Here is a 26398-nt window from a genome sequence, read left to right on the forward strand (position 1 = left end):
TTTTCTTTTTTATCTAACCACAAAGTGCACAAAGTATTTTCACAAAGGACACTAAGGTTTAAAATATTACTCTTTTAATGCCATATTTAAGTGATTTGACATTGAAGTTAACCAGTAAACCCAGTTTACACTTTGACAGTTTCATGTAGGTTAAAATCTGTGCCAGATGCTTATCGTTTAAAGTTTCTATTGCTTTAATCTCAACTATTACTGAATCTTCAACTAATAGATCAAGTCTGTAGCCAGATTCTAATCTAATTTCTTTATAAATTAGAGGTAGTTCTTTTTGTTTCTCAACTTTGAGTCCTTCTTGAGAAAGTTCATAGTAAAGGCATTCTTCATAAGCACTCTCTAATAGTCCTGGGCCGAGTTCGGTATGCACCCTAAATGCACAATCTAATACTTTCTTGTAAACTATTTCTAAGTCTTTCATTTACTTTAAGATCTTATTTTTTTCTTGGTGTTACTTCGTGCAGGACTTCATTACCTTCGTGGTTAAACACTTATTTATTCAAGTAAACAGCCTCTTCTTTATAATATCCTTTGCCACCGTGTTCCCAATCTATTTTGACGGTGTACATGCCTTTTAAAAGTTGGTCTGTATTAAGTTCCTGCAATCCGTTTTCGTCAAGCTCAATTGAAGTTTTAAAATCTGATTCATAATCGGCAGGACGATAAAATATGATTTCGCCTTTTACCTGATCGTGCATATTGGCCGGAAACTGTAATTGTAATTTCCCATTTTCCTGCGAGATAAGGATCGTCTCATTTAATTTTTTGGCATTATTTAATTTATCAATTTGTTGTTGATATTCCACCTCTTTAGGATAGTAATCTTTTGATACTAAATTGATTTTTTGCGTTGTACTAAATGCAACAAAAGTAAGAATCCCGATAACATATATCGAAGCTCCTATTGCTAGTTTTGTCCCCCAACTCATCTTTTTCATTTTGATCCTCTCTACTTTATCCTTATTACTTTTACTTTAGTTTGGTCCTACAAAAGTTAGTTTAACTTCTTCTATTAATCGTTTATCGGCATACACACCAATGGTAATTGGAATGTTATCGCTTGTAATTTCTTTTTGTGGTAAAATTGCGAAGAATACACCTTCTTTTATTGAACTTGCTTTGGCTTTTAATTCTTCTCCAATTACTCTAATAACACCTTCGTGATTCATAATCTTAAAATGAATAGGAACCTCGGCAACCGTTTTGTTAACAACTTTAAAGCTGTACATATTACTAATACCGCCTTCCTGAGGTTGATACATTAAGCCTGGAGTTCGCAGGATAACGGCTTCCAAATCGCTTCTGGAAGCAAATAAAGCAGCAACAATTCCCAGCAGAATGCACAGAACTATGGTATAAGCAATTTTACGGGCAGGCCATTTTTGTTTTTTGCCTTCGGCGATATTTTTTTCAGAATCGAATCGAATTAAACCTTTTGGTTTTCCTATCCACTCCATTACAGAATTGCATTCATCTATGCATGCAGTACAGTTGATGCATTCCAATTGAGTCCCATCGCGCACATCAATTCCGGTAGGACAAACATCAACACACTGATAACAGTCAATACAATCTCCTTTGCCATCTTTTTTTCGATCTTCGCCAGCCTCCAGCGGAGCTCTTTCTTCGCCTCGTTTGTAATCGTAAGCAACAACTATCGAATTGGAGTCTAATAGTACACCCTGTAGTCTCCCATAAGGGCAAATCATCGAGCATACCTGCTCTCGCAATTTTGTAAAAACAAAGAACATAACGCCCGAGAACAAAACTGCCACAGTAAATCCAACGCTATGTTCGGATATTGGGGCTTTCATTATTTCCAGCAATTGGTCAATTCCAATAATGTAGGATAAAAAGGCATTGGTGATTAAAAAGCATATTGCATAAAAAAGAATGATTTTCAAGCTCTTTTTCCAGAATTTAGTGAAATTCATTGGTTGGGAATCCAATTTGCGCTGTTGGCTTGGATTTCCTTCAATTAAGTACTCAATTCTTCTGAAAATAAATTCTAAAAAAACAGTTTGCGGACAGGTCCAGCCACACCATATTCGACCATAGCTAACGGTAAATAGTACCACAAATACAAAAAGAGTAATCATGGAATACAGGAAAAGATGAAAATCCTGGGGCCAAAAATGAACACCAAATAAAATGAATTTTCGCTCTAAAATATTCAACATCAGAAATGGCTCACCATTTAACTTCACAAAAGGAATGGCAAATAACAAAAATAGTAAGGTATAGCTAACAATATTCCGATAGTTATATAATTTCCCTTTTGGTTTTTGTGCGTATACCCATCTGCGTTTTCCTGTCTCATTAAGAGTCGCAAGTTGGTCACGATAACCTGTGTATGGATTTTTAGGAGCCATTGTTGTTTTGTTTATGGATTAGTTACGAGCTTCAAGTCTCAAGCTGAATTACTTGAAACTTGTAACTAACAGCTTGAAGCTTAAATATTATTCAACCAATTCACCCTGAGCGTCTTTTGCATTAGGAGGATTTGTTCCCTGCAGTCCCATTATATAACTGGCAACCTGCAGCATTTGTTCAGGCGCCAATTGATTTTGCCAGGCTAACATCCCCTTCATAGGTTTTCCTACTTTAATGATTTGATAAACATCTTTAAGACTGCCGCCATTCAACCAATATTTATCGGTAAGGTTAGGTCCAATTGCATTCCCTTCTCCCAAGGCTCCGTGACATGCAATGCAGTTTTTGTCGTAGATGGCTTTTCCATTGTCCAAATCTGCCGGCGCAGTCATTAAAACAAGAGCATTCTCGTCAAAAGCAGTTTTCGGTTTATTTGCTTCGGCAAGAGCCATTTCCTTATTGTACTCTGCAATTTGTAAATCATCACCAAAAACATGATAACGAAACATGTATACTGCGGCAAAAACAATTGTGATATAAAACAAGTAACGCCACCAAGTTGGCATTGGGTTGTTTAATTCTCTAATCCCATCATAATCATGATCGCTGATCAGATGCTCGTTTTCTTCTAAGAATTTATCTTTTTTCTCCATTTTATCTTGATTTTTGGGCCTGTTTATTCTTTTGCTTCCGATGATGGATTTACACCATCCTCGTCAAGAGCATAACTTTCCATTTCCGTAAAGAATTCTTTGTTGCTTTTTTTGAAAGTCCACCAAAGCATTCCTGCGAAGAACAGGAAGAAAATCAGTAATGAGATGCTTGGGAAAAAACCAACATCAGCAATGCCTTGTAAATAATGACTAACTATTTTCATGTGTTTATAATTTTAAGTTTTTGTCATATAGCCTGTCCCGAACTTGTTTCGGGAGAACTTACCATTATAATCATTTCCCTGTGTGTAGAAAGCTTTATACATGGACGTTTCATTTATTTTTTTTTAGATAGGTGATCTGAGAAGTGAGGTAAAATCACTATAAAAGTATTTTTCTCATTTCTCACACCTAATATCTGATATCTATTTTTGCACCGAAATATCTCTGCCCAAGCGTTGCAGATACGCAATTACAGCTAATATTTCTTTATCACTAGCTACTTCAATACCCGATTTTTTAAGATCGGCAGCAATTTCTTCTGCTTGTTTCTTCAAATCGTCATTGGCAATTTGATCGTATCCTTCAGCATATGGCACACCTAAAGTGGTCATCGCCCGAATTTTTGCCGGAGTTGATGAAGTATCCAATACGTCTTTTATCAGCCAGGGATATTTAGGCATAATGGATTGAGCATTCATTTTTTGCGGATCCAACATATGGTTAAAATGCCAAACATTAGTTTTGTACATTTTTCCACCGGGAACACCTTCGCGGGCCAAATCCGGACCAGTACGTTTCGATCCCCACAAGTGCGGATGATCGTAAACCGATTCGCCTGCTTTTGAATACTCACCATATCGTTCTGTTTCTGAACGGAACGGACGAACCATTTGGGAGTGACAAGTATTACAGCCTTCACGGATATAAATATCTCTACCCTGCAACTCAAGAGGAGTATAAGGTTTTACACTCTCGATGGTCGGGATATTTGATTTGATCAGGTACGTTGGGATAATTTCAAAAGCACCACCAATTAAGATCGCAACTGTAGCCAAAATCATAAACTGAACAGGTTTTCTTTCCAGCCAACGGTGTAAACCTTCACTATTGCTGCGTTTTGTGTCGGTAACAATAGCAGGAGCCGAAGCTTCTTCATTGTCTGTGCATTTACCGGATGCGGCAGTTTTTAATAGATTATAAACCATTAAGAACAGTCCGGAGAAGTAAAGAAGTCCTCCTAAAACTCTGACGTGATACATTGGCAGAATCTGAGTGACAGTTTCTAAGAAATTAGGATAAGCCAACAATCCGTCCGGAGTGAATTCTTTCCACATTAGGGTTTGAACAATGGCACCCCAATACAATGGAAGCGCATAAAAAATCATTCCTAATGTTCCAACCCAGAAGTGTGCATTGGCTAATTTTTCAGAGTACAGTTTGGTATTCCACATTTTTGGGAACAAGTAGTACAACATTCCAAAAGTAAGGAAGCCATTCCAGCCCATTGCTCCAATGTGAACGTGAGCAATCGTCCAGTCGGTATAGTGTGTCAGTGAATTTACCCATTTAAGAGACATCATCGGGCCTTCAAAGGTCGACATTCCGTAACAAGTTACAGCAACCACCATAAATTTTAGAGTTGCACTGTCGCGAACTTTATCCCAGGCACCGCGAAGTGTAAGCAGTCCGTTAAACATTCCTCCCCACGAAGGAGCAAGTAACATGATTGAGAAAACAACACCTAAAGATTGCGCCCAATCCGGTAACGAGGTATAAAGTAAGTGATGAGGTCCGGCCCAGATATAAAGAAAAACCAATGCCCAGAAGTGAATAATCGAAAGTCGGTAGGAATACACCGGACGATTGGCTGCTTTGGGCAGGAAATAGTACATTAAACCTAAATAGGGTGTAGTCAGGAAAAATGCAACTGCATTGTGACCATACCACCACTGCACCAAAGCATCCTGCACACCGGCATAAACAGGATATGACTGAATCCAGCTGTAAGGCAGGGAGATTGAATTACCTATATGAAGAACGGCAACTGTTACAAAAGTTGCGATATAAAACCATATGGCAACATAAAGGTGATCGGCTCTTCTTCTTAGAATGGTACCAAACATGTTCCAGCCAAACACAACCCAAATAATAGTAATGGCAATATCGATCGGCCATTCCAACTCAGCATATTCTTTACTGGTAGTGATTCCTAAAACAAAGGTGACAGCCGCCGAAACAATTATGGCCTGCCATCCCCAGAAATGGATCCAACTAAGTCTGTCATTAAACATTCTGGCTTTCAATAAGCGCTGAAGTGAATAATAAACTGCGGTAAATATTCCATTCCCAACAAATGCAAAAATTACTGCATTGGTGTGAATCGGACGAATTCTACCAAAAGAGGTATAAGCCAGATTGAAATTAAAAATCGGGAATGCCAATTGCAGTGCTGCCAAAAGCCCTACCAGCATTCCAACTACTCCCCAAAGAATGGTTGCGTAGGCGAAAAATTTCACGATTTTGTTATCGTACGAAAAATGTTGTGTTTCCATTAAATTAAGATTTATGGTTTTTCTTAGTTGTATCCTTTTCTATTTGTTTTTTTTCTTCTTTTTGCGCTTCATTTTCCTGATCGTCGAATAAAATTCGAACAGATGGGGAATAAGAATCATCATATTGTCCTTTCTTTACAGCCCAAAGGAATCCGACAAGAAATCCTCCTGCTACAAGCATGCTAACACCTATCAAAACGAACAATACACTCATTTACTATTTAATTTAGTTGAACCGATTTTTTTAGAAAAACAGATGTTTTTGCTTCTTTAATATTCGATTTGGTTTTATTATTTATCTCTTTCGATTTAGCAATGTAATTGGTTGTAAAAGTTGCAAAAGCCACCACCGAGATGGAACTGATTGGCATTAGCAGAGCCGCAACAATAGGCGATAAGATTCCTTGTACTGCGAAATACAATCCAAATAAATTGTAAAGAAAGGAGAGTATGAAACTTAGTTTTACTATCCAAACACTTTTTGCTGATATTTTTAGGAAGTACTTTAACTCTTGAAATTTTGAAGCTTCCAAAATAGCATCGCATGCAGGCGAAAAATGGTAAATGTCATCGGCAATTGAAATACCAACATCGCTGGTTTTTAATGCTCCGGCATCATTTAATCCATCACCAATCATTAACACACACTTGTTTTGTTTTTTTAAATTATTGATGTATTCCAATTTATCATTTGGCGACTGATTGAACCTGATAATTGATGTTGTTGGAAATATCTGTTTCAGATTTTCCATTTCCGAATCATTATCACCCGATAAAATGTGCAGATCGTATTTAGGAGCCAGTTCGTTTATTAATTCTGACAAACCGGTTCTGTATTGATTACTCAAAGAGAAATGTCCCTTTATTTTTCCATCTGCCGAAAGGTAAACTTCAGTGTTTAAAGAACTGGTTTCTGTTTTTCCTTCCCGAATAAATTTTGCAGAGCCCAACTTAATTTTCCGGCCATTAATTGTACCCGAAATTCCCATTGATGGCAATTCAGTATAGTCAGCAACCGTTTCGGGCGGAATACTTTTGTAAAATTCGTACAAAGTAGAACTTAGAACATGAGTAGAATGTCTGGTTAATGATTTTACTGCGATTTTGTCATCATCACTTAATGCATCTCCATGAAATTTAACCTTTACCTCATCGGCTTGTGTTATCGTTCCTGTTTTGTCAAAAACGATGGTGGTGATTGAATTCAATTTTTCGACCACTGCCGAGCTTTTTAGATAGATTCCCATTCTGCCCATCAATCGCATGGTGTTTCCCATAGCGAAAGGAGCGGAGAGAGCCAGTGCGCACGGACAGGCAACAATCAGAACCGAAGTAAAGGCAAAAACAGCTTTGCCTGAATCATTTATCAGCCAGTAGATTCCTGCAAACAGTCCAATTGCAATAATTACAATGGTGAAATATTTGCTGATCTGATCGATTAATGAGTTTAGTTTGGTATTTGAAGAATCCTCACCTTCAAATTGATTCCACAATTGGGTCAAACGACTTTGAATTACATCTTTTTCGATTGTCAGTTCAATGGCGCTTCCCATTTGTTTTCCCCCTGCAAAAACGGCGTCGCCGCTTTCTTTAAATACAGGTTTCGATTCACCGGTTACAAAGCTGTAATCAATTTGGGCTTCTCCCTTCATTAAAATACCATCGGCAGGAATCAATTCCTGATTACGGATTAATATGATGTCGCCTTTTTCCAGTTTTTCGATAGGAGTACTTATCTCAATTCCGTTTTCCAATTTACTTACCGCAACCGGAAAGTAAGATCGATAATCCCGTTCGAACGAGAGTGCCTGATATGTTCTGTTTTGATACCACTTTCCTATTAAGAGAAAGAAAATTAATCCGGTAAGGGAATCCATATAACCAGCTCCCGAACCGCTGAAAATCTCAATACTACTTTGAATAAAGAGCATCAGTATTCCCATCGAAATAGGAACATCAATATTAATAAATTTGTGTTTTATTGCCTTTCCGGCAGATAGCAGATAATCACTTCCGCTGTAAAAGAAAACAGGTAAAACAAGGAAGAAATTCATCATCCCAAAAAATTCTTTGAAATGAGTTTCCAAATACTCATGACCCGGAACGTATTCGGGCAAGCTTAAAAGCATGATGTTTCCAAAACAAAATCCGGCAATACCGATTTTGTAAAGAAGACTTTTGTTTACTTCTTCATTTTGTTTTAATTGTAATTTATCAAGAGTAATCTCAGGAATATAATGAATGGAAGAAAGTAATTCAGCCAATTCTCTAATTGATATTTCATCGGAATTAAATGTAATGGCCACTTCTTTCTTAACGAAATTGACCATCGACTTAATAACTCCCTGATTTAAAATATTGAGATGTTCCAACAGCCAAATACAAGAACTACAATGTATGCTTGGGATATAAAGAGTTATTTTTCTGATATTTCCTTCTGCGAATTCATAAAGTTGCTCTGCAATTTCGTTGTCATCTAAAAAAGCAAATTTCTCTTTGTATTTTCCGGCTTCAATTTTAATTCCAGGGTTTGATTCAAAATCGTAGTAGGTACAAAGTTCATTTTCGTGCAAAATCTGATATACAGTAGAACAACCATTGCAGCAAAATGGCTTCTCATCCCAAATTACGGGATGTGAACCACAGTCGTCGCCACAGTGTACACAAATGTGTTTTTTTGATTCTTCCTGCATTTTCACCAACTTGCAGACCTTACAGTCTTAGATTATTTGATATGAAATCTGATTCAACTCTTGTTTACATTATAGCTGGAATTACAGCTCTTCACTTTTTAGTGGGGATGGGATACCTTTTGTATAAATTAGGTGCACCATCAAAAAAGAAGAAAGAGAATGATTCCGAGTAGTTTTTATTCTTTGTTTTTTGCGAGTTTAGGTAGTTGAATTAGTTGAAATAGTATCAGAAAGATAACTCCCCAAATGCAGATGACTCCACCAACATAGCTGAAAATAATCCATATCGGAGCATTTGCCCGGGTTCCCCACATAGCTCTTTCATCCAAAGGATTTACCGGGTTGGTCGGTATACCAAGGCTGGCAATTCTATCAACAATTACTTCTCCATAGTAGGCATCATCGGTTACTTTGGCTAAAAGATTCACATGTCCTTCACGATCGCCGGGTAAATCTTCCGGAAATTGAACACTGACTTCCCCTTTTTCGTTTGTGTATGCATCGTCGCCCGAAATATCTAAATAGCCAAAGTTTCTTTTCACCTTAACGCTTAGTTCAATGCCTTGCAAGGCAACACGATCACCTTTTGCAGTAACACCTGTTAGGTTAGCTAATATTCTTTTGTTCTCATTATTGATGTCTAAAAGAAGTTTCACATCAGTTACTTCAGGATTTTTCACCTCTGCAATTTTCTTGCTTTCCTTTTTATTCTGATCGAAAGAGCGCAGATAGGTAATAACCATCCATTTGTCCTCGTCACTTAAAGTTTTTTCGAAAGTGGGCATTGCGCCATTGCCTTTGTTAACCTTGTAATAGATTTCTCCATCTGTTTGGATTAAAAATGCCTGCGATCCTAGATCGGAAGGAGCAACTGGTTGAAGAGGCAGCATGTTTCCCATGGCAGCATCACCATGACAGGACTTGCAATTAATATTGTAAATCTTTTTACCAGAACTAATATTTCTTGTGCTGGCCTCGTAAGGATTTTGTTTCTTTTTCGACGATACTGGTGCCTGCCATTTTTGGGCATTTACAACAGAGGCGGTGAATACAAAAAGTAGAAACAAACTGGCAATTATTTTGATAGCATTTTTCATTGTTTGCATGTTTTTAAGCTTCAATTTTCACTTCGATTCCTTTTTGTTCGGCAATTTCACATATGGGAACTACCGGGAATATTTTTGATAAAACGGTGATGATTAAGAGTGCTAAAGCAAAACTTAAAACGGTTACAGAAATTTCTATCGCACTAGGATAGTAGTGTACAAAGTTTTGTGGTACATTCTGAATGGGTAAATGAGGATGAAGTAATGTTGGGATAACAATTACATATCTTTTGATCCAGGCTCCTGCTAAAATAAATAATGAAATAATCATGATAGGAAAAGGCTTTCTGAATTTTTTGGTAACCAATAGCATAATTGGAATCACATTACCCAACAATTGAGACGACCAGAACATGATTGCCCAATGGCCGGCGAATAATTCCGTTAAATGAATATCATCTCCGGTTTTCATTTTGTACCCGGGAACCAAGAACTCATTTAAATTGAAATATAAATATACCAAACATACAGCCACCATCAGTTTTCCCATTTTATCGAACTGGACGTCGGTAATGTAATCCTTCAGTTTATAACTAACGCGAAAAAAATACATAGCTACGATTAATCCTGCCGAACCTGCTACAAATGCTCCTGCAACGAAGTAGGGACCAAAAATTGTAGTATCCCAACCATTTCGCAAGGTTGCAGCAAACAACCACGAGGTGACGGTATGAATTGCCAAACCTACCGGAACAATAAGAACCATTAATGTCCGGATCATTTTGTGTAAGTGCTTGTATTGACTGGGAGTATTGATGTAACCAAATGATAGGATATTGTACAGCTTTTTCAGAATAGGAGAAGCTTTCTTTAATTCATTTTTGCAGATCGCCAAATCTGGAATCATTGGTAAAATCAGTAACAGAAGACTTATTGTCAGATAGGTTGTTACTACGGTTATATCCCAAAGAATTGGAGATTGAAAACGACCATGGATAAGCACATTAACTACTCTGTCGGGACGCCCCATATCCATAATAATTACCAGACCGGCAACGGCAACAAAGGCAACTGCTATTATCTCAGCAATTCTCGATATTGGTGTTATCCAATCGATTCGGAGCAAACCCAGAATCGACGAAATAAGCATTCCAACTAAACTCACGGCAACAAAAAATACAAAGTTGGCAATGTACAGTCCCCAGGATACGTAATCGCGCATGCCGGTAACTCCCAATCCGTCACGTAATTGTACGTAGTAGGCCCAAGCACAAACACTTATTACTGTTATTAGAAACGCAATCCAAAGTTCCAGACCTTTGTGGTTTTGCATCGGACGAAGAATGTCTTTTTTTATTTTCTCAAACGAAAGAGTCGTTTCTTTCTGTTCTTGTAAGTCATTCATATGTTTATTATTTTAAGTTTTTGCCATATAACCTGTCCCGAACTTGTTTCGGGAGAACTTACCTTACAATCATTTTCTTGTGTGCAGAAAGCTTTATATATGGACGTTTCATAAGACTAAATTATTTAGGGCAAATAAAATCTGTTTATTATTTTTTTATTGATGATTGAAACAATGCTTTAATGAAGATTTTCTTCGTTTAAAAGATCACCATTAAACTCAAAAGCTCTGTTTTTTGGAGGCAGGTAATAAACGCGGGGTTTTGTTCCTAATTCCGGCATTAATGTATATCCTGCATTTTCTTCAATCAACTTCGAAAAACGAACTGTTTCGTGAGTTGTACCGTTGGTAACAGCATCCTCATTTTGATCTCCAAAATAGTAAACGCCATTCGGACAAGAAGAAACGCAGGAAGGAAGTTTGTTTTCGCGAAGTCTGTCGGCACTAAATAAACATTTACTTACTGTACCTTTCTTTTGAGGAACGTTAGCTTCGATATTGTAAGTGAGATTTTTGTATTTTTCTGCATCCTTAGGTTCTGTCCATTGGAAAATACGTGCAGAGTAAGGACAGGCTGCTATACAAAACCGACAACCAATACATCTTTCATTATCTATTAGTACAATTCCATCCTGACGTTTGAAAGTTGCATCTACCGGACAAACTTTGGTACACGGAGGATTGTCGCAATGCTGACAAGGTTTGGGCATAAAATAAGGAGCCGTATGTTCAGCATCCTGCATTTGAAGAACATTAATATGGTGTTGATCCGGTCTTAATTGGTGATGATTTTGACATGCATCCATACATTTTCGGGCATTTCTGCATTTACTAAGATCAATAACCATTACAAACGACTTTCCGGCAATACCTTCACGTCCTCTTTTTTGCAATTCGGTAAGTGGTCCTGTTACTGTTGGGCGCAATTGATTTTTATCAACTTGAACGAGTTGTCCATCTTGTGTTAACAGATTTACTGTTTCTCCAGGTTCTTGTGCTGCAGCTTTAGCCGCACCAAGAAGAGAAAATCCACTAACAACACCTGCTGCGCCAACGGTAAGTCCAACGCTTTTAAGGAACTTTCGTCTGCTGTTGTTTGATGTTTCTTCTTTCATTATGCAATTAGGTTAGTTTTCTATTTAAGTACGTCCATTTTATCAAATGGGAGTAATTGAAATAAGAGCTGAAAATACTTTTTAAAACAATTCTAAATAAGGAGATAGATTCCTTATTAACAGGGCTTTTGTCCTATGTTTGTTTAATTGTATTATGCTTTACAAACGATTACGAACTAACTCAAATATAAATAAATATTTTCATTTGTAATGACCTGTCAAATAGAGAAGCTAATAAACAGATCTCAATGTGTTTTTATCATTCTTTTGAGTTGTTGAAGTGTAATGGCTTGATAATATGAATTTTAACACTTTCTTTTTAAGTTTCTAATGTTTTGTGAGATAAAACACTGGAATTTATTACAAGAGGCAGTAAATTATCGGATACCTTTAAAATCAGTATGTTTGAAGGTGTTTAGTTTGGTGGCTGGTGTTTCAACTAATTGTAAATTAAATATTTATTGATTTTCTATATGGCTACATAAAATCTATCTATAAACAATTTAGTTAATGGCTCTCAAATAAGCTTACCTTTGTAAGATATTTTGATAAACAGTATAAGAGGTCTTAGTCTTTTATTATTTCAAAATAAATATCAAAGAATAAAATACATTAGTTCTTATTACAATGAATAATGTCCTCAACAGATTAGTGAAATTGCCAAAAACTATTTGGGAATTCTATTATGAAGGTTTTCGAAATCAAAGTAAATGGAGTCGTCAGCTTTGGCTTATTATTTTGATAAAGCTATTTGTTATGTTTTTTATTTTAAAGTTGTTATTCTTTCCAAATTTCTTAAAAACAAAATATGACAGCGATCAGGAGCGTAGTGATTATGTGATTGATCAATTAACTAATCCTAAAAAATCAATAAAATGATCGAAAATTTAGATCTTTCTTTAGTGGATTGGTCCAGGGCGCAGTTTGCACTTACTGCGATGTATCACTGGATTTTTGTCCCTTTAACGTTAGGTATGGCTTTCATTATTGCTATCATGGAAACCATTTATGTGAAAACCAATGATCCGGCATGGAAAAAGATTACCAAGTTTTGGATGACTCTTTTTGGAATTAATTTTGCGATTGGTGTTGCAACAGGAATTATTCTTGAATTTGAGTTTGGTACCAATTGGTCGAATTATTCATGGTTCGTGGGTGATATATTTGGAGCACCTCTTGCTATAGAAGGAATTATGGCCTTTTTTATGGAATCTACATTTATTGCAGTGATGTTTTTTGGCTGGAATAAAGTAAGTAAAAAGTTTCATTTAATTTCTACATGGTTAGTTGCAATTGGTTCCAATCTGTCTGCTTTGTGGATTTTAGTTGCCAATGGCTGGATGCAGAATCCTGTTGGGATGAAATTTAATCCGGACACGGCACGCAACGAAATGGATAACTTTTGGGATGTCCTGTTTTCACCAACCGCGGTTAATAAATTTTTGCATACAATTTCTTCAGCTTATATTCTTGCGTCAGTTTTCGTGATAGGTGTAAGTGCCTGGTATATTTTGAAAAAAACGAATGTGGTTTTTGCAAAAAGAAGTATTGTTGTGGCTGCTGTTTTTGGATTGCTTACCTCTTTATTTACGGTTATGACCGGCGATAATTCGGCGAGAGAAATTGTTCGCGATCAACCAATGAAATTTGCTGCTTTTGAGGGTTTGTATAATGGATCGAAAGGAGCTGGTTTGGTTGCATTGGGAATTATGTCAACAAGTGAAGGAGATGGAACCAATGAAAATATGAAGGATTTTAATTTTAAAATTGAAATTCCAAACATGCTTTCTTATATGGCTTATCTGGATGGAAATGCTTTTGTTCCCGGAGTGAATGATATCATTAAAGGATATACCGATAACGATGGTGAAGTTCATCCGCCTGTAACTGAAAAGATGGAAATGGGGCGCAAAGCCATTGCCGCGTTAAAAGCGTATAAAGCGGCGAAGAAAATTGATGATACAGTTGGTGCAAACGAAGCTGAAAAAGAGCTGAAAGCTAATTTTAAATATTTTGGGTACGGTTATTTTTCTGATCCGTATGAAGTGGTTCCTCCGGTTTCAATATCCTTTTACAGTTTCCATATTATGGTTGGACTGGGAATGTATTTTATTTTGTTGTTTGTATTGTGTTTGGTATATATCTATAAAGGAAACGTAGTTAATAAAAAATGGTTTTTACGTATGGCGATTTGGAGTATTCCGCTGGCATATTTAGCTTCTGAGTGTGGGTGGATTCTGGCCGAGATGGGACGCCAGCCATGGGTGATTCAGGATTTGATGCCTACAATGGCCGCAGTTTCAAGTATTGATAGTATGTCTGTAATAATTACATTCTTCCTTTTCTTGCTTGTATTTACCGGACTATTGATTGCAGAAATCAAAATCATGTTAAAGCAAATTAAAATCGGACCTAATCACGGAGGAAACTAATCATGTTTGAAAATTTATCGCATTTAGCATTGCAGCAGTATTGGTGGATTATTGATTCATTACTAGGTAGTTTGCTGGTATTTCTGATGTTTGTTCAGGGAGGACAGACGCTAATCTATCGAATAGGAAAATCAGAATTGGAAAGAACCATGGTAGTTAATGCACTGGGTAGGAAATGGGAATTCACTTTCACAACCTTGGTAACTTTTGGTGGTGCCATGTTTGCATCTTTTCCTCTGTTTTATTCTACCTCGTTTGGAGGTGCCTATTGGGTTTGGATGGCAATTCTTTTTTGTTTTATCATTCAGGCCGTAGCTTACGAATTTAGAAGTAAACCCAATAATGTTTGGGGAGCTAAAACTTTCGAGGCTTTCTTGTTTATTAACGGATTATTGGGAACCATACTTATTGGAACAGCCGTTGGAACCTTTTTTAATGGAGCGGAGTTTACAGTTAATGATTTCAATCAATCCAAATGGGCAACACCTTACGGTGGATTGGAGGCAGTACTTAATTTACACAATGTAGCCTTGGGATTAACAGTCTTTTTTCTGGCAAGAGTATTGGGAAGTCTTTATTTTATGAACAGTATAGAAAATGATCAAATATTTGCCCGGTCAAAAAAGCAATTGCTGGTTTCAGGAATTCCATTCCTGGTATTTTTTCTGTTTTTCGCTGTTCGTTTGTTGATAATAAATGGATTTGCTGTCGATCCACAAACAAGTATCGTAAGTATGGAGTCCTTTAAATATCTTCATAATCTTATCGCTATGCCTGTTGTGGCCGTTTTATTTTTAGCAGGTGTAGTAGGAGTATTGTTTGGATTGGCAAAATCTTATTTGCTTGAAAAATACACAAAAGGAATCTGGTTTGCCGGCGGAGGAACAGTTTTTGTAGTTTTCTCCTTATTTCTTTTGGCAGGATTAAATAACACTTCATTTTATCCTTCTTTGGCTGATTTGCAATCATCATTAACCATTCAGAATGCATCATCGTCGCACTATACATTAACAGCGATGAGTTATGTTTCTTTGATGGTTCCTTTTGTAATTGCCTATATTGTTTGGGCATGGCGAGCTATGAATAGTAAAAAGATTGATGCTCAGGAAATCAGTTCGGAAGATCATTTGTATTAATTTAAATCGTAAGACATGTACACATCATCTATAATATGGCTGTTAACCTGGCCACTTTTGATTTTTATTTGTTACAAAACCATTCGGTTTGCACTTAAGAAATTGAAAACTCAAATAGAAAAAGAATAATAATTATTTGATTGGCATCCTGTTTTAGGATGCCAATTCTAATTGCGCACATTTCCCGATGTCATTTAAAAGTGTATTTTTGTGTGACTAATATCAGTTTTGGTATTAGACAGTCTTAAAATGAAGATATGAGCGGATTGGAGAATTGTAAACCAATGAATACTTGGTTTAAGAAGTTGGATACAAGACCAATAGTGATAAGTGGTCCTTCGATAGTAGAGTCGGAGGAACAATTATTGAGTACTGCCAGAGAATTAAAAAAAGTAGAACAGGTAAAGATTTTTAAGGCCGGAGCATGGAAACCACAGACAACTGCAAAGTCTTTTGGTGACCGTGGTTTGGATATTCTGCAATGGCTGAATCAGGTTAAGCTCGAAACTGGTTTGCTTACTATGGTGGAGGTTGCATCGCCAAAGCATGTGGAAATGTGTTTAAGGCACAATGTTGATATATTATGGATTGGCGCCAGAACTACATCCAACCCATTTTCCGTTCAGGAACTGGCCAGTGCTCTTCAAGGAATGAGTGTTCCTGTTATGGTAAAGAATCCAATAAACCCTGATATTAATTTATGGATTGAAGCTTTGGAAACCATTAATAAAGCTGGTATTTCCAGATTGGCTGCAATTCACAGAGGATTTTACCCTTTCGAGAAAACGAGGCTTCATAATATTCCAAAATGGGAAATTCCTATCGAATTAAAATCACGATTTCATAACCTTCCTATTATCTGCGATCCTAGTCATATCGCCGGAGCAAATAAATATGTGCAGGAAATGGCACAAAAGGCAATGGATCTGAATATGGATGGATTGATGTTTGAAAGCCATTTTAATGCAGCTGAAGGGATAAGTGATCAGGAGCGACAATTAACTCCTTCAGATTTAAATCAAGTTTTAAGAAAGTTGATTTGCCGATTGCCTTCTGTTGAAGATATTGAAGAGAACCGGCTTGAAAAGTACCGCGATCAAATAGATTCGGTGGATTCGCAGTTGATAGAATTACTTGCCCAGCGAATGAATATTGTTGAGGGGATTGGGAAATACAAGGCAGAGAAGAATATGACAATTCTTCAGCTTCAACGATGGGAAAAGGTGCGTGAAAAAGGAATTGAATTGGGGAAATCCTTAGGTTTATCTGAGCCATTCGTTGCGCAACTACTGCGAATGATTCATAAGGAAGCCATTTTGAAACAGAATGAGGTAATGAATCGAAAATAGTACCAATCAAAAAATAAGAAAAGAGGGCATCCATTTTTGAACACCCTCTTCTTTTTACCTTATAACTGCCAAAAGCAGTTGTTTATTTTTTACTGATCAGGTTGTTAATCAACGAGAAGATAATGTAAACAAACAGAATCATTGGAATCACCAGCGATTTTAAAAGAATAGCAAGAACAAGTAAGGTAATCAGAAATAGGTAGCGGATTTTATTTTCTTTCCAGGCTAAGCTTTTTACTTTAAGGGCAAACATTGGGATTTCTGTTACCAATAAAAATGATGTTATAAGGATAGCTCCGATAATAACGAATTCGTTTGAAAGCCATTCCTCAATTAATGGATAATTTCCATAGAATAGCACCAATGGAAGCGAGGCCCAAAACATTGCATTTGCCGGAGTTGGTACACCAATAAATGAGGAAGTTTGCCGGGTGTCAATATTAAATTTAGCCAATCGCAGGGCTGAAAATATTGGGATAATAAATGCCGATAACAAGAGAGCAATTTGCGGATAACTTAATTCTGCGGGCACAAAATCGGCAGAAGGACTGCCTAAAACAGCATTTTTTAAATAAGCCAAAGCAATAACCCCCGGAGCAAAACCAAAACTAACCATGTCGGCAAGTGAGTCTAGTTCCTTGCCCATAGGAGAATAAGCTTTAAGCACTCGGGCCGCTAAGCCGTCAAAAAAGTCGAATACAGCAGCTAAAAGAATCAGAAAAGCGGCATTTACTAAATAGCCTTCCATCGCCATAAGGCTCGCAGTGCATCCTGATAGTAAGTTTAAACAAGTAATTGAATTTGGAATGTGTTTGATAATCCCTTTTGCTTCTGACATGAATTTTGATTTTGTATGGTACGCCACAAAAATAATGGATTTTTTCGAAACTTATGATTTCTTTTGCTTCGATGCATAAGTTTAAAAAAAGCATAGTATTTTTACCTGTCAATGAAAATTAACTATATGTCCAGAATTATTGCATTTTTTATTTGCTTATGTCTTGCTGAGCTTGCATTCGGACAGACTTCAGCTCCAACATATAGTAATGAATTTCTGTCTATTGGAGTAGGTGCAAGATCTTTTGGAATGGGAAATGCCACCATTGCTTCTCAAAATGATGTTGAATCGTCTTATTGGAATCCTGCTAATTTAGTGGAGTTAAGAACAAAGTTTGATGTTTCGGCGATGCATGCCGAATATTTCGGAGGCTTATCAGCATACGATTATTTGGGTTTTGGCATGAAAATAAATGAGAAAAGTGCGGTTGGTTTAAGTTTGCTGCGTTACGGGGTTGATGATATTCCGAATACACTGGAATTAATTGACAAAGATGGAAACATCCGCTACGATTTGGTAACGACCTTCTCGGCAGCCGATTATGCATTTCTTTTTTCATATTCCCGAAAAACAGAAATAGAAGGATTGAGCATAGGTGGAAATCTGAAATTAATTTATCGGCACACTGGTGATTTTGCTTCGGCTTACGGCTTTGGATTTGATATTGCAGGAACATACCGAAAAGGGAAATGGCGAATGGGGGCTGTTCTTAGAGATGCCACAAGCACTTTTAATGCATGGGTGTTTAAAACCGGAGATCTTGAAAAAGTGTTTGAACTAACAGGCAACGAAATACCTGAGAATTCTACGGAAATTACTTTGCCAAGATTGATTCTTGCAGTAAGCCGGGAATTTACCATTTCAGACAAATTTTCATTGTTAACGGAGCTCGATATGGATATGACTTTCGACGGACAGAGAAATGTTTTGATTCAGGGAGATCCAATCAGTATCGATCCTCACTTTGGTTTGGAAGCTTCCTACAAACAGTTTATATTTCTTCGTGCCGGACTAAGTAATTTTCAGGAAGAAACCGATTTTGACCAAACTAAGTCGTGGACTTTTCAACCCAATTTAGGTTTGGGGATTCGTTATAAAAATTTCAGATTGGATTATGCCTTAACGGATATTGGAGATCAGTCAATAGCTAAATATTCCAACGTATTTTCCTTGTCTTATGCTTTTGATTAGATAAGACTTACAATCATTTTAATAGAATTACAATAACGCATGGCAAATGTTATTATCCAAATTCATGGTTTAGGCAATAAACCACCTAAGGACTTATTGGAACGTTGGTGGGAACGAGCCATGATTGAAGGCTTAAAAAACAACAATTACAAAACTGATTTACCAAAACATGAAATGGTTTATTGGGCCGATATTCTGCACGATAAACCGTTAAATCAGTTCGAAAAAGATAAAGAAAGTCCTTATTACCTGGATGAAATTTATGCAAAACCAAGCAAAGAGCTCTTGCCCGAAAATCATGATACAAGAAAAAAGATCATTGGATTTTTGAACCGGCAACTAAACCGGATTTTCCTAAACGAAGACTTCTCTTTAAATTATTCTTTTATAACGGACAGTATTTTAAGTAATTACTTTACAGATCTGGAGACTTACTACAAAGAGGAAACTACTGTAGAAGCAGCATCCACCACCAAAATAAAAGATCTGATAAGAGAGAGATTATTAAAAGTACTCGAAAAATATCAGAAGGATAATATCATGTTGATCGCTCATTCAATGGGATCGATAGTGGCTTTTGATGTTCTGACTTTTTTAGCTGATCAAATTAAGATTCATACTTTAATTTCCATTGGTTCTCCTCTGGGTTTGCCAATAGTTGTTAGTAAAATTGCCGCAGAACAAAGGCAAAAATTAAACGGACAAAGTTTCATGATTACACCTGAAGGTGTTAAGAACAATTGGTACAACTTTTCTGATATTTTGGATAAAGTAGCTTTAAACTATGAATTGGCTGATGATTTTTCTGAGAATAAATTTGGCGTAAAACCTGTCGATTTTTTAGTTGTAAACAACTATGAAATAAATGGTGTCGCTAATCCTCATAAATCCTATGGTTATTTGCGTACGCCCGAATTTTCCAAAATACTGAATGGGTTCATTCTCTCCGAACGCTTAACATTCAAAGAAAAATTAGTTGGAAGAACAAATAAATACTTTAAAATAACCAAACTGAAATTTTCTATTCAGAAAAGGAAAGTTCGATCGTGGTTTCGCAGAAAGAGATAAGAAAAATTTTACTGACTACATTATATGATGTTGATTTTACCTGACCTAACATGCAACGCACACTGTCAATTTTGCATGAATGAGTAAGAATTGCAGCTGTGGGGAATGTGATTGTAGTCTTCGGGAGCGAAAATGTAAGTCAAAACACTTCCAATGTTGCTTCCGGGAATTTGAATGTTGATAAAGGGATCGTAAATGTTTCTTTTGGGAATCTGAATGTAGACCAAGGAAATGAAAATGTAAGTGTTGGAATTCCATATGTTGTTTGCGGGAATTCAGCATAACCTGTGTTAAAAGAACACCCTATGTTATGCAATTTCAAGAATTACTCTTTATTTTGGTTTTGTCAGTTTTGATTGTCTGGCTGTCTAGTATTGTTGCTAATGTAGTACATTAAATTTTCCCCTTGGGATATGGAAATAACATACGAAGGAAAAAATAATAACCCCAAAGAATTTTATTCTTTGGGGTTTGTTTTTATCCGTGAATTCCTAATATTTGTCCGCCGTCAACGCTGATGGTTTGCCCGGTGATGTAGCCTGAGGAAGGAGAAAGCAACCAAGCGGCCAGTTGACCCAAATCTTCAGGATTTCCCATTCGTTTCATTCTGATGCCCGAGGCAATTTTATCTTTAGCTTCCTGTGAAGTGATATTTTCCTGTTCAGCTTTTTTCTCTAATAATCTATTAATGGCAGGTGTTTCATGATATCCCGGGCCAACAATGTTTAGTGTTACTCCCGATTCGGCAATTTCCTGCGAAAGGGTTTTTACAAAACCAACAACCGAAAGACGCAGTGAGGTACTCAATACCAAATTATCAATGGGTTGTTTTACCGACGAACTTTCTAAAAAAACCATTCTTCCGTAACCTTCTTTCATCATCAAAGGAACAAGAGTCTGGGTCAATTCTACTTTCCAACGCAATAGCTGATGATAGGCATTATCCCAATCGTCAAGTTTTGTCTCCAAGGTTTTCATTGCCGGTGGACCGCCGGCATTTACAAAAGCACCAGAGAGCTTTCTATTGCCTATTTTTTCCAATAACAGACGGACGGTTTCCGATTGAGTGATATCACCGCAAAAGCTTTCTATTTGATCTGGATTGGAATGTTGCAATTCATCCAGTTTCTCTTGTCCGCGGGCAATGGCAATTACATTAGCACCATCAGCGACTAAATTTTTTAATACGGCACTCCCGAATCCCGATGTGGCGCCACAAACCACAAAGAGTTGATTTTTAATGTGTAAATCCATAAAATTATTTTTTTAACTGATAGGCAATTACCCTATTGTTATGAAATGTAGGAACTAAAATTATTTTTTGTTCGGGAATATAGCCTAAATCGGCTGCGTTTATTTGCTGTTCGGCCGAGCTTAGCAGCTTTTTAGCTTTTCCCGATTTAATCATCTGTATGTTGCCCACCCAATCTGATATTATCCAGGTGTTGTCATCAATACTTATCAATCCATCTATGCTTCCTGTGTTATCAGCAAGAGTTTTAATCGATTTAGTGTCTGTCTCAATTTTAATAATTTTGTTGAGAACACCGGCACAAAGATAATCATCCTTAAAGGTTAAGCCGTTTACATGATCCAGTTGATCGTCTTTTAACCAGACTGTAAAATTTCCATTTTTCAGACGGTGAATACTCCCTGTCATATTATCGGAAACATAAACAGTTCCGGTTTTAGGATTTACTGCAACATCATTTAGAAAAATGGCCGTTGGGGCAGGATATTTCTTTACAATTTCACCTTTTGCAATATCAATTACTGCCAAATCGTTAATATCACTAACAAAAAGGAAATTGCCGTATTTGGCCATTCCTTTAGGAGCGTCAAGTCCGGTAATCCATTTGTGTGTAGTAATTTCACCTTTTAGGTTAAGCTTGGAAATGTATCCATTACCATCCTGATTGCTGGGCGTTCCTTTTATATTCGAAACATATATGCAGGAATTGTCAGCATCGAAAAATACCGATTCAGGAACTTCAAGAGTGTTTTCACTTTCCCAAACAAATTCAAGTTCCGGGCTGAGAAACGCGGGAACATCTGTTTGCTGTCCAAAACTTGCAGAGCTTTGTATGCAAATTAGGGCGATGGCTGTAAACTGAATAATTTTTGTCATGATATATTGGTTAAAAGTTCGCAAACGTGAAGTTACGACTTTTTACAGATCAGACCTGAAATATTATTCGCGATAAGGATATGTTACTGTTAATTTAATCGGAGAAACGGCCAATGATAGTTTGAGAACCAGTTACTTTCTGGTTTAATTTCACATCAATTTTTGTTCCCAAGGGAAGGTAAAGATCAACTCTTGAACCAAATTTAATGAATCCTTCCTGCTCACATTGCTCTACTTTTTCGCCTTCTACCGAGTAAGACACGATTCTACGGGCAACAGCACCGGCAATTTGTCTCATTAAAATGGTGATGTTCTTGTCTTTCTCGATTACGATTGTAGTTCTTTCGTTTTCGGTAGAAGATTTAGGCAACCAGGCTTTTAAGAATAAGCCACTATGGTGTTTGCAATATTTTATCAATCCTTGTACAGGATACCAGTTAATATGAACGTTTAAGGGTGACATAAAGATAGAAACCTGAAGTCTTCTATCTTTAAAATACTCCGATTCTTCTGTTTCTTCTATCACAACCACTTTTCCATCTGCAGGAGCAATAATCAAATTATCTCCAATAACAGGGGTACGTTTAGGAACCCTGAAAAAAGATACAACCAACAAGAAAAATGCGATGCTTACCGCTAAGAAGATATCGAATAAAAGTCCGGAACCAATGGTGAAAAACAGTATTGCATCTATAACTGCAATAGCGATAAAAAATACTGCAATAATTCCGAATCCTTCCTTGTGAATTGTCATATTTTGAATTTAAATTTTGGCAAATTTAATGAAAAAATTCTTTGATTGTTTGCAAGAATACAAAAACCATAGGAGATACTAACAAAATGGCATCAAAGCGATCAAGAATGCCACCGTGTCCAGGCAGGATATTTCCTGAATCTTTAATGTTGATACTCCGCTTGAAAAGAGATTCGACTAAATCACCAATTGATCCGAAAACAACAACGATTACTCCGGTTACCAACCATTGAATCAGAGTTAAGTCGTTGGAGTAATTGGAGTATAACCAAGCAATTCCCAGTGTTATAATTGCACCGCCAATGCTTCCTTCCCATGATTTTTTCGGCGAAATGCGCTCAAAAAGTCTGTGTTTTCCAAAATTAACACCTACTAAATAAGCTCCTGTATCATTCGCCCAAATCATCACAAAAACACCCAGAATTATTTCGTAATGAAATTGGTGACTATTAAATGGAAAAACCATATAATTCAATAATGAGAAGGGTAGTGCCACATATAGTAAACCCAACAATGTAAATGCGATATTCACAAATGGATTTTCTTTTTTTCGGTACAATTCAATAATGGGGATCATCACAACCGTTACTGCGAACAAAAGAAAAATACCAGAGTTGTTTAAGTAAGTGTTCGCGAAACAGGCTAAAAATAATATTCCAGCAGCAAACATACCAGTATAACATTGTGGTGTGCTGTTTGCTTTTTTAGCCAATTTGTAAAATTCAAAAGTACCTAATAGGGTAATTCCAAGAAAAACGACTAAAAAGCCAATTGGGTGCAGGGTAATTCCCGCTATTAAAACAATTGCAAAAATTGCAGCTGATAATGTTCTCTTGATAAAGTTCCCCACTTGATATATTTTATATAGTTGAATCTGACCCTAACCTGCAGATTTTGCTTTTGTAATTATTCGATCCCAAAAATAGTGTTTTTTCAGCACTTATTACAATCGGGTATCTTAAGCGAATCTTTTAGGAGTGGATAAGAAAAAAAGAGGTTAAAAAAAAGCTAAATTATTGAGTTTCCTCAATAATTTAGCAATTTAAGTTATGATGGTAAGGACTGATTAAACAGCCTGACTTTCATTGTCTTTAGTTGTGTTTTCAGCTTCAGTAGTTGGAGTAATTTTCTTTTCACCTAAACCTTGAGGCTCTCCAAATTTTCGTTTGCCAAAAATTGCTTCTAAATCTTCACTGAAGATAACTTCACGTTCCAAAAGTAATTCTGCAAGTTTTTTGTGTTTCGACATATTGTCTAAAAGAACTTGTTTGGCTCTTTTGTAACTTGTTTCGATTAAGATTTTAATTTCAGAATCAATTAGTTCAGCAGTTTTCTCACTGTATGGTTTTGAAAACCCATAATCTGATTGTCCTGATGAGTCGTAATAACTAACATTTCCCACTTTCTCACTCATACCGAATATTGAAACCATCGCCATTGCTTGCTTGGTTACTTTTTCCAAATCGTTTTGAGCACCAGTTGAAATTTTAGCAAAAGTTATTTCTTCCGCAGCACGTCCACCCAATGTAGAACACATTTCGTCCAGCATTTGTTCTTTGGTTGTAATGCTTCTTTCTTCAGGTAAATACCAAGCTGCACCCAAGGCTTTTCCACGTGGCACAATTGTTACTTTCACTAAAGGATGAGCATGTTCCAGTATCCAGGAAATAGTGGCATGACCAGCTTCGTGATAAGCAATGGTCTTCTTTTCCTGAAGTGATATGATTTTATTTTTCTTTTCCAATCCACCAATAATACGGTCAATTGCATCTAAGAAATCTTGTTTCTCAATAATTTCTTTCTTTTTCCTTGCCGCAATCAAAGCTGATTCATTACACACATTTGCAATATCAGCACCCGAGAACCCCGGAGTTTGCTTGGCCAAAAATTCCTTATCAAGATTTGGATCTAATTTTAGAGGACGTAAGTGAACACCAAAAATTTCTCTGCGTTCATTTAAATCAGGCAGTTCAACATGAATCTGACGATCGAAACGACCTGCACGCATCAAGGCGCGGTCCAAAATATCAGCGCGGTTGGTTGCGGCTAAAATAATTACACCTGAATTGGTGTCAAAACCATCCATTTCAGTTAGCAGCTGATTCAATGTATTTTCACGTTCGTCGTTCGAACCCATGTTAGGATTTTTACCACGTGCTCTACCAATTGCATCTATCTCATCGATAAATACAATACAAGGCGATTTTTCTTTTGCCTGCTTAAACAAATCACGAACACGACTCGCTCCAACACCAACAAACATCTCCACAAAATCGGAACCCGACATGCTAAAGAAAGGAACATTTGCTTCACCTGCAACGGCTTTTGCCAATAAGGTTTTACCAGTTCCAGGAGGTCCTACAAGTAGAGCTCCTTTAGGGATTTTACCTCCCAATTTGGTGTATCTTTGCGGATGTTTAAGAAATTCAACAATTTCTTCCACTTCCTGTTTTGCTTCCGCTAAGCCTGCAACATCTTTAAAATTGATGCTAATGTTAGATTCCTTATCGAATACTTTGGCTTTCGATTTACCAACATTAAAGATGTTACCACCTCCGCCACCTCCGCCGGCACCTTTACTCATCCGGCGGAACACATAAAACCAAATACCAATAATTAAGGCAAATGGAAGTATCCATCCAATAAAATCACCGAAATAATTTTCTTGAGTTGTATACTCAGGTTCAATCCGGTTTAAATCAGAAACCCCTTCCTGAGCACTTTCTAATTGATCAGCAAATTGCTCAATAGAACCAATTGGGAAAGTATAATGCGGACCTGTTTTTGAAGGAGAATCAAAACTACTTTCGAAAAGAGCTGGATATTTGTCCAGACTTTCCTGTTTAAGATAAACATTCACAGCAAGAAGATTCCGGATCACAACAATTCGTTCAACATCAGAGTTGCGAATCATATCATTTTTCACCTTTTGCCAGCTGGTTTCCTGTGGTTTTTGGCCAATGTTTAGAAGATTAAGAGCAATAAATGCTACGGCAATTAATCCGTAAACCCAGTATGCGTTAAATTTTGGGGGTTTAAGCATACTGTTGCCATTCTTTCCTTTTTGGTAAGGAGATTTATTTTGATCATTATTTTCTGCCATTCTTTTTAGTTAAAGGTTATTGTATTGGCTAAGCATTCTGAATTTTAGTTACAGCAGCATCTGCCCATAAACTTTCAAGTCGATAAAAATCTCTGTATTCTTTTTGAAAAATATGAACTACTACATCAGCATAATCCAATAAAATCCATTGAGAATTTTGATATCCTTCTATTCGCCATAATTTTTCATTGATTTTTTCTCTCACATATTCTTCTGCCGATGCGGCGATTCCGTTTACGTGAGTGGATGATGTTCCATGGCAAATAAGGAAATACTTGCAAACGGAACTATCAATATTTCTTAAGTCAATCTTAACAATTTCTACTGCTTTATTTTTTTGCAATCCCTCAATTAAGGACTCAACGAGTTCTTCTGTTGTATTTCCTTGTTTTTCTGCCATTATTACTATTTTAATTACAAAGATAATTTTTTTTCAAATGAATAAAATTTGTTTTTCAATTTGATTGAAATAAGCTTTTAAAATCTTTAATTCGTATCTAATTCAATAGAAACCAGTCATTTATTTTTATTGATCTTGCTTTTTATT

Annotated in this window: 26 protein-coding genes; 8 read left to right on the forward strand and 18 right to left on the reverse strand. The window is 36.7% G+C overall.

Going from position 1 to position 26398, the window contains the following annotated elements:
- Positions 1-58: 58 nt before the first annotated feature.
- From BZG01_RS01735 to BZG01_RS01770, 8 genes are all read right to left on the reverse strand, one after another.
- On the reverse strand, positions 59-433 hold the full coding sequence (locus BZG01_RS01735; RefSeq protein ID WP_101308104.1) for a GxxExxY protein: 375 nt from the start codon (positions 431-433) through the stop codon (positions 59-61).
- A gap of 70 nt (positions 434-503) precedes the next feature.
- A complete protein-coding gene (locus tag BZG01_RS01740) occupies positions 504-941 on the reverse strand; it encodes a FixH family protein (RefSeq protein ID WP_180327171.1) in 438 nt (145 codons plus the stop codon).
- A gap of 45 nt (positions 942-986) precedes the next feature.
- Positions 987-2384, reverse strand: coding sequence for a cytochrome c oxidase accessory protein CcoG (ccoG, locus tag BZG01_RS01745; RefSeq protein ID WP_101308106.1), 1398 nt, complete (start codon positions 2382-2384; stop codon positions 987-989).
- A gap of 87 nt (positions 2385-2471) precedes the next feature.
- Positions 2472-3038 (reverse strand): cbb3-type cytochrome c oxidase N-terminal domain-containing protein, encoded by a 567-nt coding sequence (locus BZG01_RS01750; protein ID WP_101308107.1) that lies wholly within the window; start codon positions 3036-3038, stop codon positions 2472-2474.
- Between the two features lie 23 nt (positions 3039-3061).
- Entirely contained in the window at positions 3062-3262 is a 201-nt protein-coding gene (locus BZG01_RS01755; protein WP_101308108.1) for a cbb3-type cytochrome oxidase subunit 3, read from the reverse strand.
- Positions 3263-3463: 201 nt separating this feature from the next.
- Positions 3464-5593, reverse strand: a complete 2130-nt coding sequence (gene ccoN, locus BZG01_RS01760) for a cytochrome-c oxidase, cbb3-type subunit I (RefSeq protein ID WP_101308109.1) — start codon at positions 5591-5593, stop codon at positions 3464-3466.
- Positions 5594-5597: 4 nt separating this feature from the next.
- Positions 5598-5807: a cbb3-type cytochrome oxidase assembly protein CcoS gene (gene ccoS, locus BZG01_RS01765; protein WP_101308110.1), complete on the reverse strand. Its 210-nt coding sequence runs from the start codon at positions 5805-5807 to the stop codon at positions 5598-5600.
- A gap of 7 nt (positions 5808-5814) precedes the next feature.
- On the reverse strand, positions 5815-8286 hold the full coding sequence (locus BZG01_RS01770) for a heavy metal translocating P-type ATPase (RefSeq protein WP_101308111.1): 2472 nt from the start codon (positions 8284-8286) through the stop codon (positions 5815-5817).
- A gap of 41 nt (positions 8287-8327) precedes the next feature.
- Between BZG01_RS01770 and BZG01_RS21950 the strand changes: the two genes are divergently transcribed.
- Positions 8328-8459, forward strand: coding sequence for a hypothetical protein (locus BZG01_RS21950; protein WP_262885054.1), 132 nt, complete (start codon positions 8328-8330; stop codon positions 8457-8459).
- Between the two features lie 3 nt (positions 8460-8462).
- Here BZG01_RS21950 and BZG01_RS01775 read toward each other — a convergent pair whose 3' ends face one another.
- The 3 genes from BZG01_RS01775 to BZG01_RS01785 all read right to left on the reverse strand — a co-directional run bounded on the left by BZG01_RS01775 (position 8463) and on the right by BZG01_RS01785 (position 11852).
- Entirely contained in the window at positions 8463-9383 is a 921-nt protein-coding gene (locus tag BZG01_RS01775; protein WP_180327172.1) for a c-type cytochrome, read from the reverse strand.
- Between the two features lie 13 nt (positions 9384-9396).
- Positions 9397-10737, reverse strand: coding sequence for an NrfD/PsrC family molybdoenzyme membrane anchor subunit (gene nrfD, locus BZG01_RS01780; protein WP_101308113.1), 1341 nt, complete (start codon positions 10735-10737; stop codon positions 9397-9399).
- Positions 10738-10916: 179 nt separating this feature from the next.
- Positions 10917-11852, reverse strand: a complete 936-nt coding sequence (locus tag BZG01_RS01785) for a 4Fe-4S dicluster domain-containing protein (protein ID WP_101308114.1) — start codon at positions 11850-11852, stop codon at positions 10917-10919.
- A 627-nt stretch (positions 11853-12479) separates the two neighbouring features.
- On the opposite strand from BZG01_RS01785, the gene BZG01_RS01790 reads away from it, so the two are divergent.
- The 4 genes from BZG01_RS01790 to BZG01_RS01805 all read left to right on the forward strand — a co-directional run bounded on the left by BZG01_RS01790 (position 12480) and on the right by BZG01_RS01805 (position 16769).
- Entirely contained in the window at positions 12480-12731 is a 252-nt protein-coding gene (locus BZG01_RS01790; RefSeq protein ID WP_101308115.1) for a DUF4492 domain-containing protein, read from the forward strand.
- Positions 12728-14284 (forward strand): cytochrome ubiquinol oxidase subunit I, encoded by a 1557-nt coding sequence (locus tag BZG01_RS01795; protein ID WP_101308116.1) that lies wholly within the window; start codon positions 12728-12730, stop codon positions 14282-14284. The genes BZG01_RS01790 and BZG01_RS01795 overlap by 4 nt, the downstream gene beginning before the upstream one ends.
- A gap of 2 nt (positions 14285-14286) precedes the next feature.
- Entirely contained in the window at positions 14287-15420 is a 1134-nt protein-coding gene (gene cydB / locus BZG01_RS01800; protein WP_101308117.1) for a cytochrome d ubiquinol oxidase subunit II, read from the forward strand.
- Positions 15421-15677: 257 nt separating this feature from the next.
- On the forward strand, positions 15678-16769 hold the full coding sequence (locus tag BZG01_RS01805) for a chorismate mutase (RefSeq protein WP_218972980.1): 1092 nt from the start codon (positions 15678-15680) through the stop codon (positions 16767-16769).
- Positions 16770-16851: 82 nt separating this feature from the next.
- Here BZG01_RS01805 and BZG01_RS01810 read toward each other — a convergent pair whose 3' ends face one another.
- A complete protein-coding gene (locus BZG01_RS01810) occupies positions 16852-17607 on the reverse strand; it encodes a CDP-alcohol phosphatidyltransferase family protein (protein WP_101308118.1) in 756 nt (251 codons plus the stop codon).
- 126 nt (positions 17608-17733) lie between these two features.
- On the opposite strand from BZG01_RS01810, the gene BZG01_RS01815 reads away from it, so the two are divergent.
- From BZG01_RS01815 to BZG01_RS01825, 3 genes are all read left to right on the forward strand, one after another.
- Positions 17734-18798: a putative type IX sorting system protein PorV2 gene (locus BZG01_RS01815; RefSeq protein WP_101308119.1), complete on the forward strand. Its 1065-nt coding sequence runs from the start codon at positions 17734-17736 to the stop codon at positions 18796-18798.
- Between the two features lie 39 nt (positions 18799-18837).
- On the forward strand, positions 18838-19866 hold the full coding sequence (locus BZG01_RS01820) for a PGAP1-like alpha/beta domain-containing protein (protein ID WP_101308120.1): 1029 nt from the start codon (positions 18838-18840) through the stop codon (positions 19864-19866).
- Positions 19867-19964: 98 nt separating this feature from the next.
- Positions 19965-20150 carry a hypothetical protein gene (locus tag BZG01_RS01825; protein ID WP_101308121.1) on the forward strand — a complete coding sequence of 62 codons (186 nt, stop codon included), beginning with the start codon at positions 19965-19967 and terminating at the stop codon, positions 20148-20150.
- A 193-nt stretch (positions 20151-20343) separates the two neighbouring features.
- Here the strand turns inward: BZG01_RS01825 and BZG01_RS01830 are convergent, their stop codons facing one another.
- The 6 genes from BZG01_RS01830 to rsfS all read right to left on the reverse strand — a co-directional run bounded on the left by BZG01_RS01830 (position 20344) and on the right by rsfS (position 26251).
- Complete coding sequence (locus tag BZG01_RS01830) at positions 20344-21120, reverse strand: SDR family oxidoreductase (RefSeq protein ID WP_101308122.1); 777 nt, start codon at positions 21118-21120, stop codon at positions 20344-20346.
- Positions 21121-21124: 4 nt separating this feature from the next.
- Positions 21125-21994 carry a YncE family protein gene (locus BZG01_RS01835; protein WP_101308123.1) on the reverse strand — a complete coding sequence of 290 codons (870 nt, stop codon included), beginning with the start codon at positions 21992-21994 and terminating at the stop codon, positions 21125-21127.
- Between the two features lie 94 nt (positions 21995-22088).
- Positions 22089-22748, reverse strand: coding sequence for a phosphatidylserine decarboxylase family protein (locus BZG01_RS01840; protein WP_101308124.1), 660 nt, complete (start codon positions 22746-22748; stop codon positions 22089-22091).
- 25 nt (positions 22749-22773) lie between these two features.
- Positions 22774-23598, reverse strand: a complete 825-nt coding sequence (locus BZG01_RS01845) for a phosphatidate cytidylyltransferase (protein ID WP_180327173.1) — start codon at positions 23596-23598, stop codon at positions 22774-22776.
- 216 nt (positions 23599-23814) lie between these two features.
- On the reverse strand, positions 23815-25851 hold the full coding sequence (gene ftsH, locus BZG01_RS01850) for an ATP-dependent zinc metalloprotease FtsH (RefSeq protein ID WP_101308126.1): 2037 nt from the start codon (positions 25849-25851) through the stop codon (positions 23815-23817).
- A 28-nt stretch (positions 25852-25879) separates the two neighbouring features.
- Positions 25880-26251 carry a ribosome silencing factor gene (gene rsfS, locus BZG01_RS01855; RefSeq protein ID WP_101308127.1) on the reverse strand — a complete coding sequence of 124 codons (372 nt, stop codon included), beginning with the start codon at positions 26249-26251 and terminating at the stop codon, positions 25880-25882.
- Positions 26252-26398 lie beyond the last annotated feature (147 nt).

This window comes from Labilibaculum manganireducens, from assembly GCF_002843385.1.
Lineage (GTDB): Bacteria > Bacteroidota > Bacteroidia > Bacteroidales > Marinifilaceae > Labilibaculum > Labilibaculum manganireducens.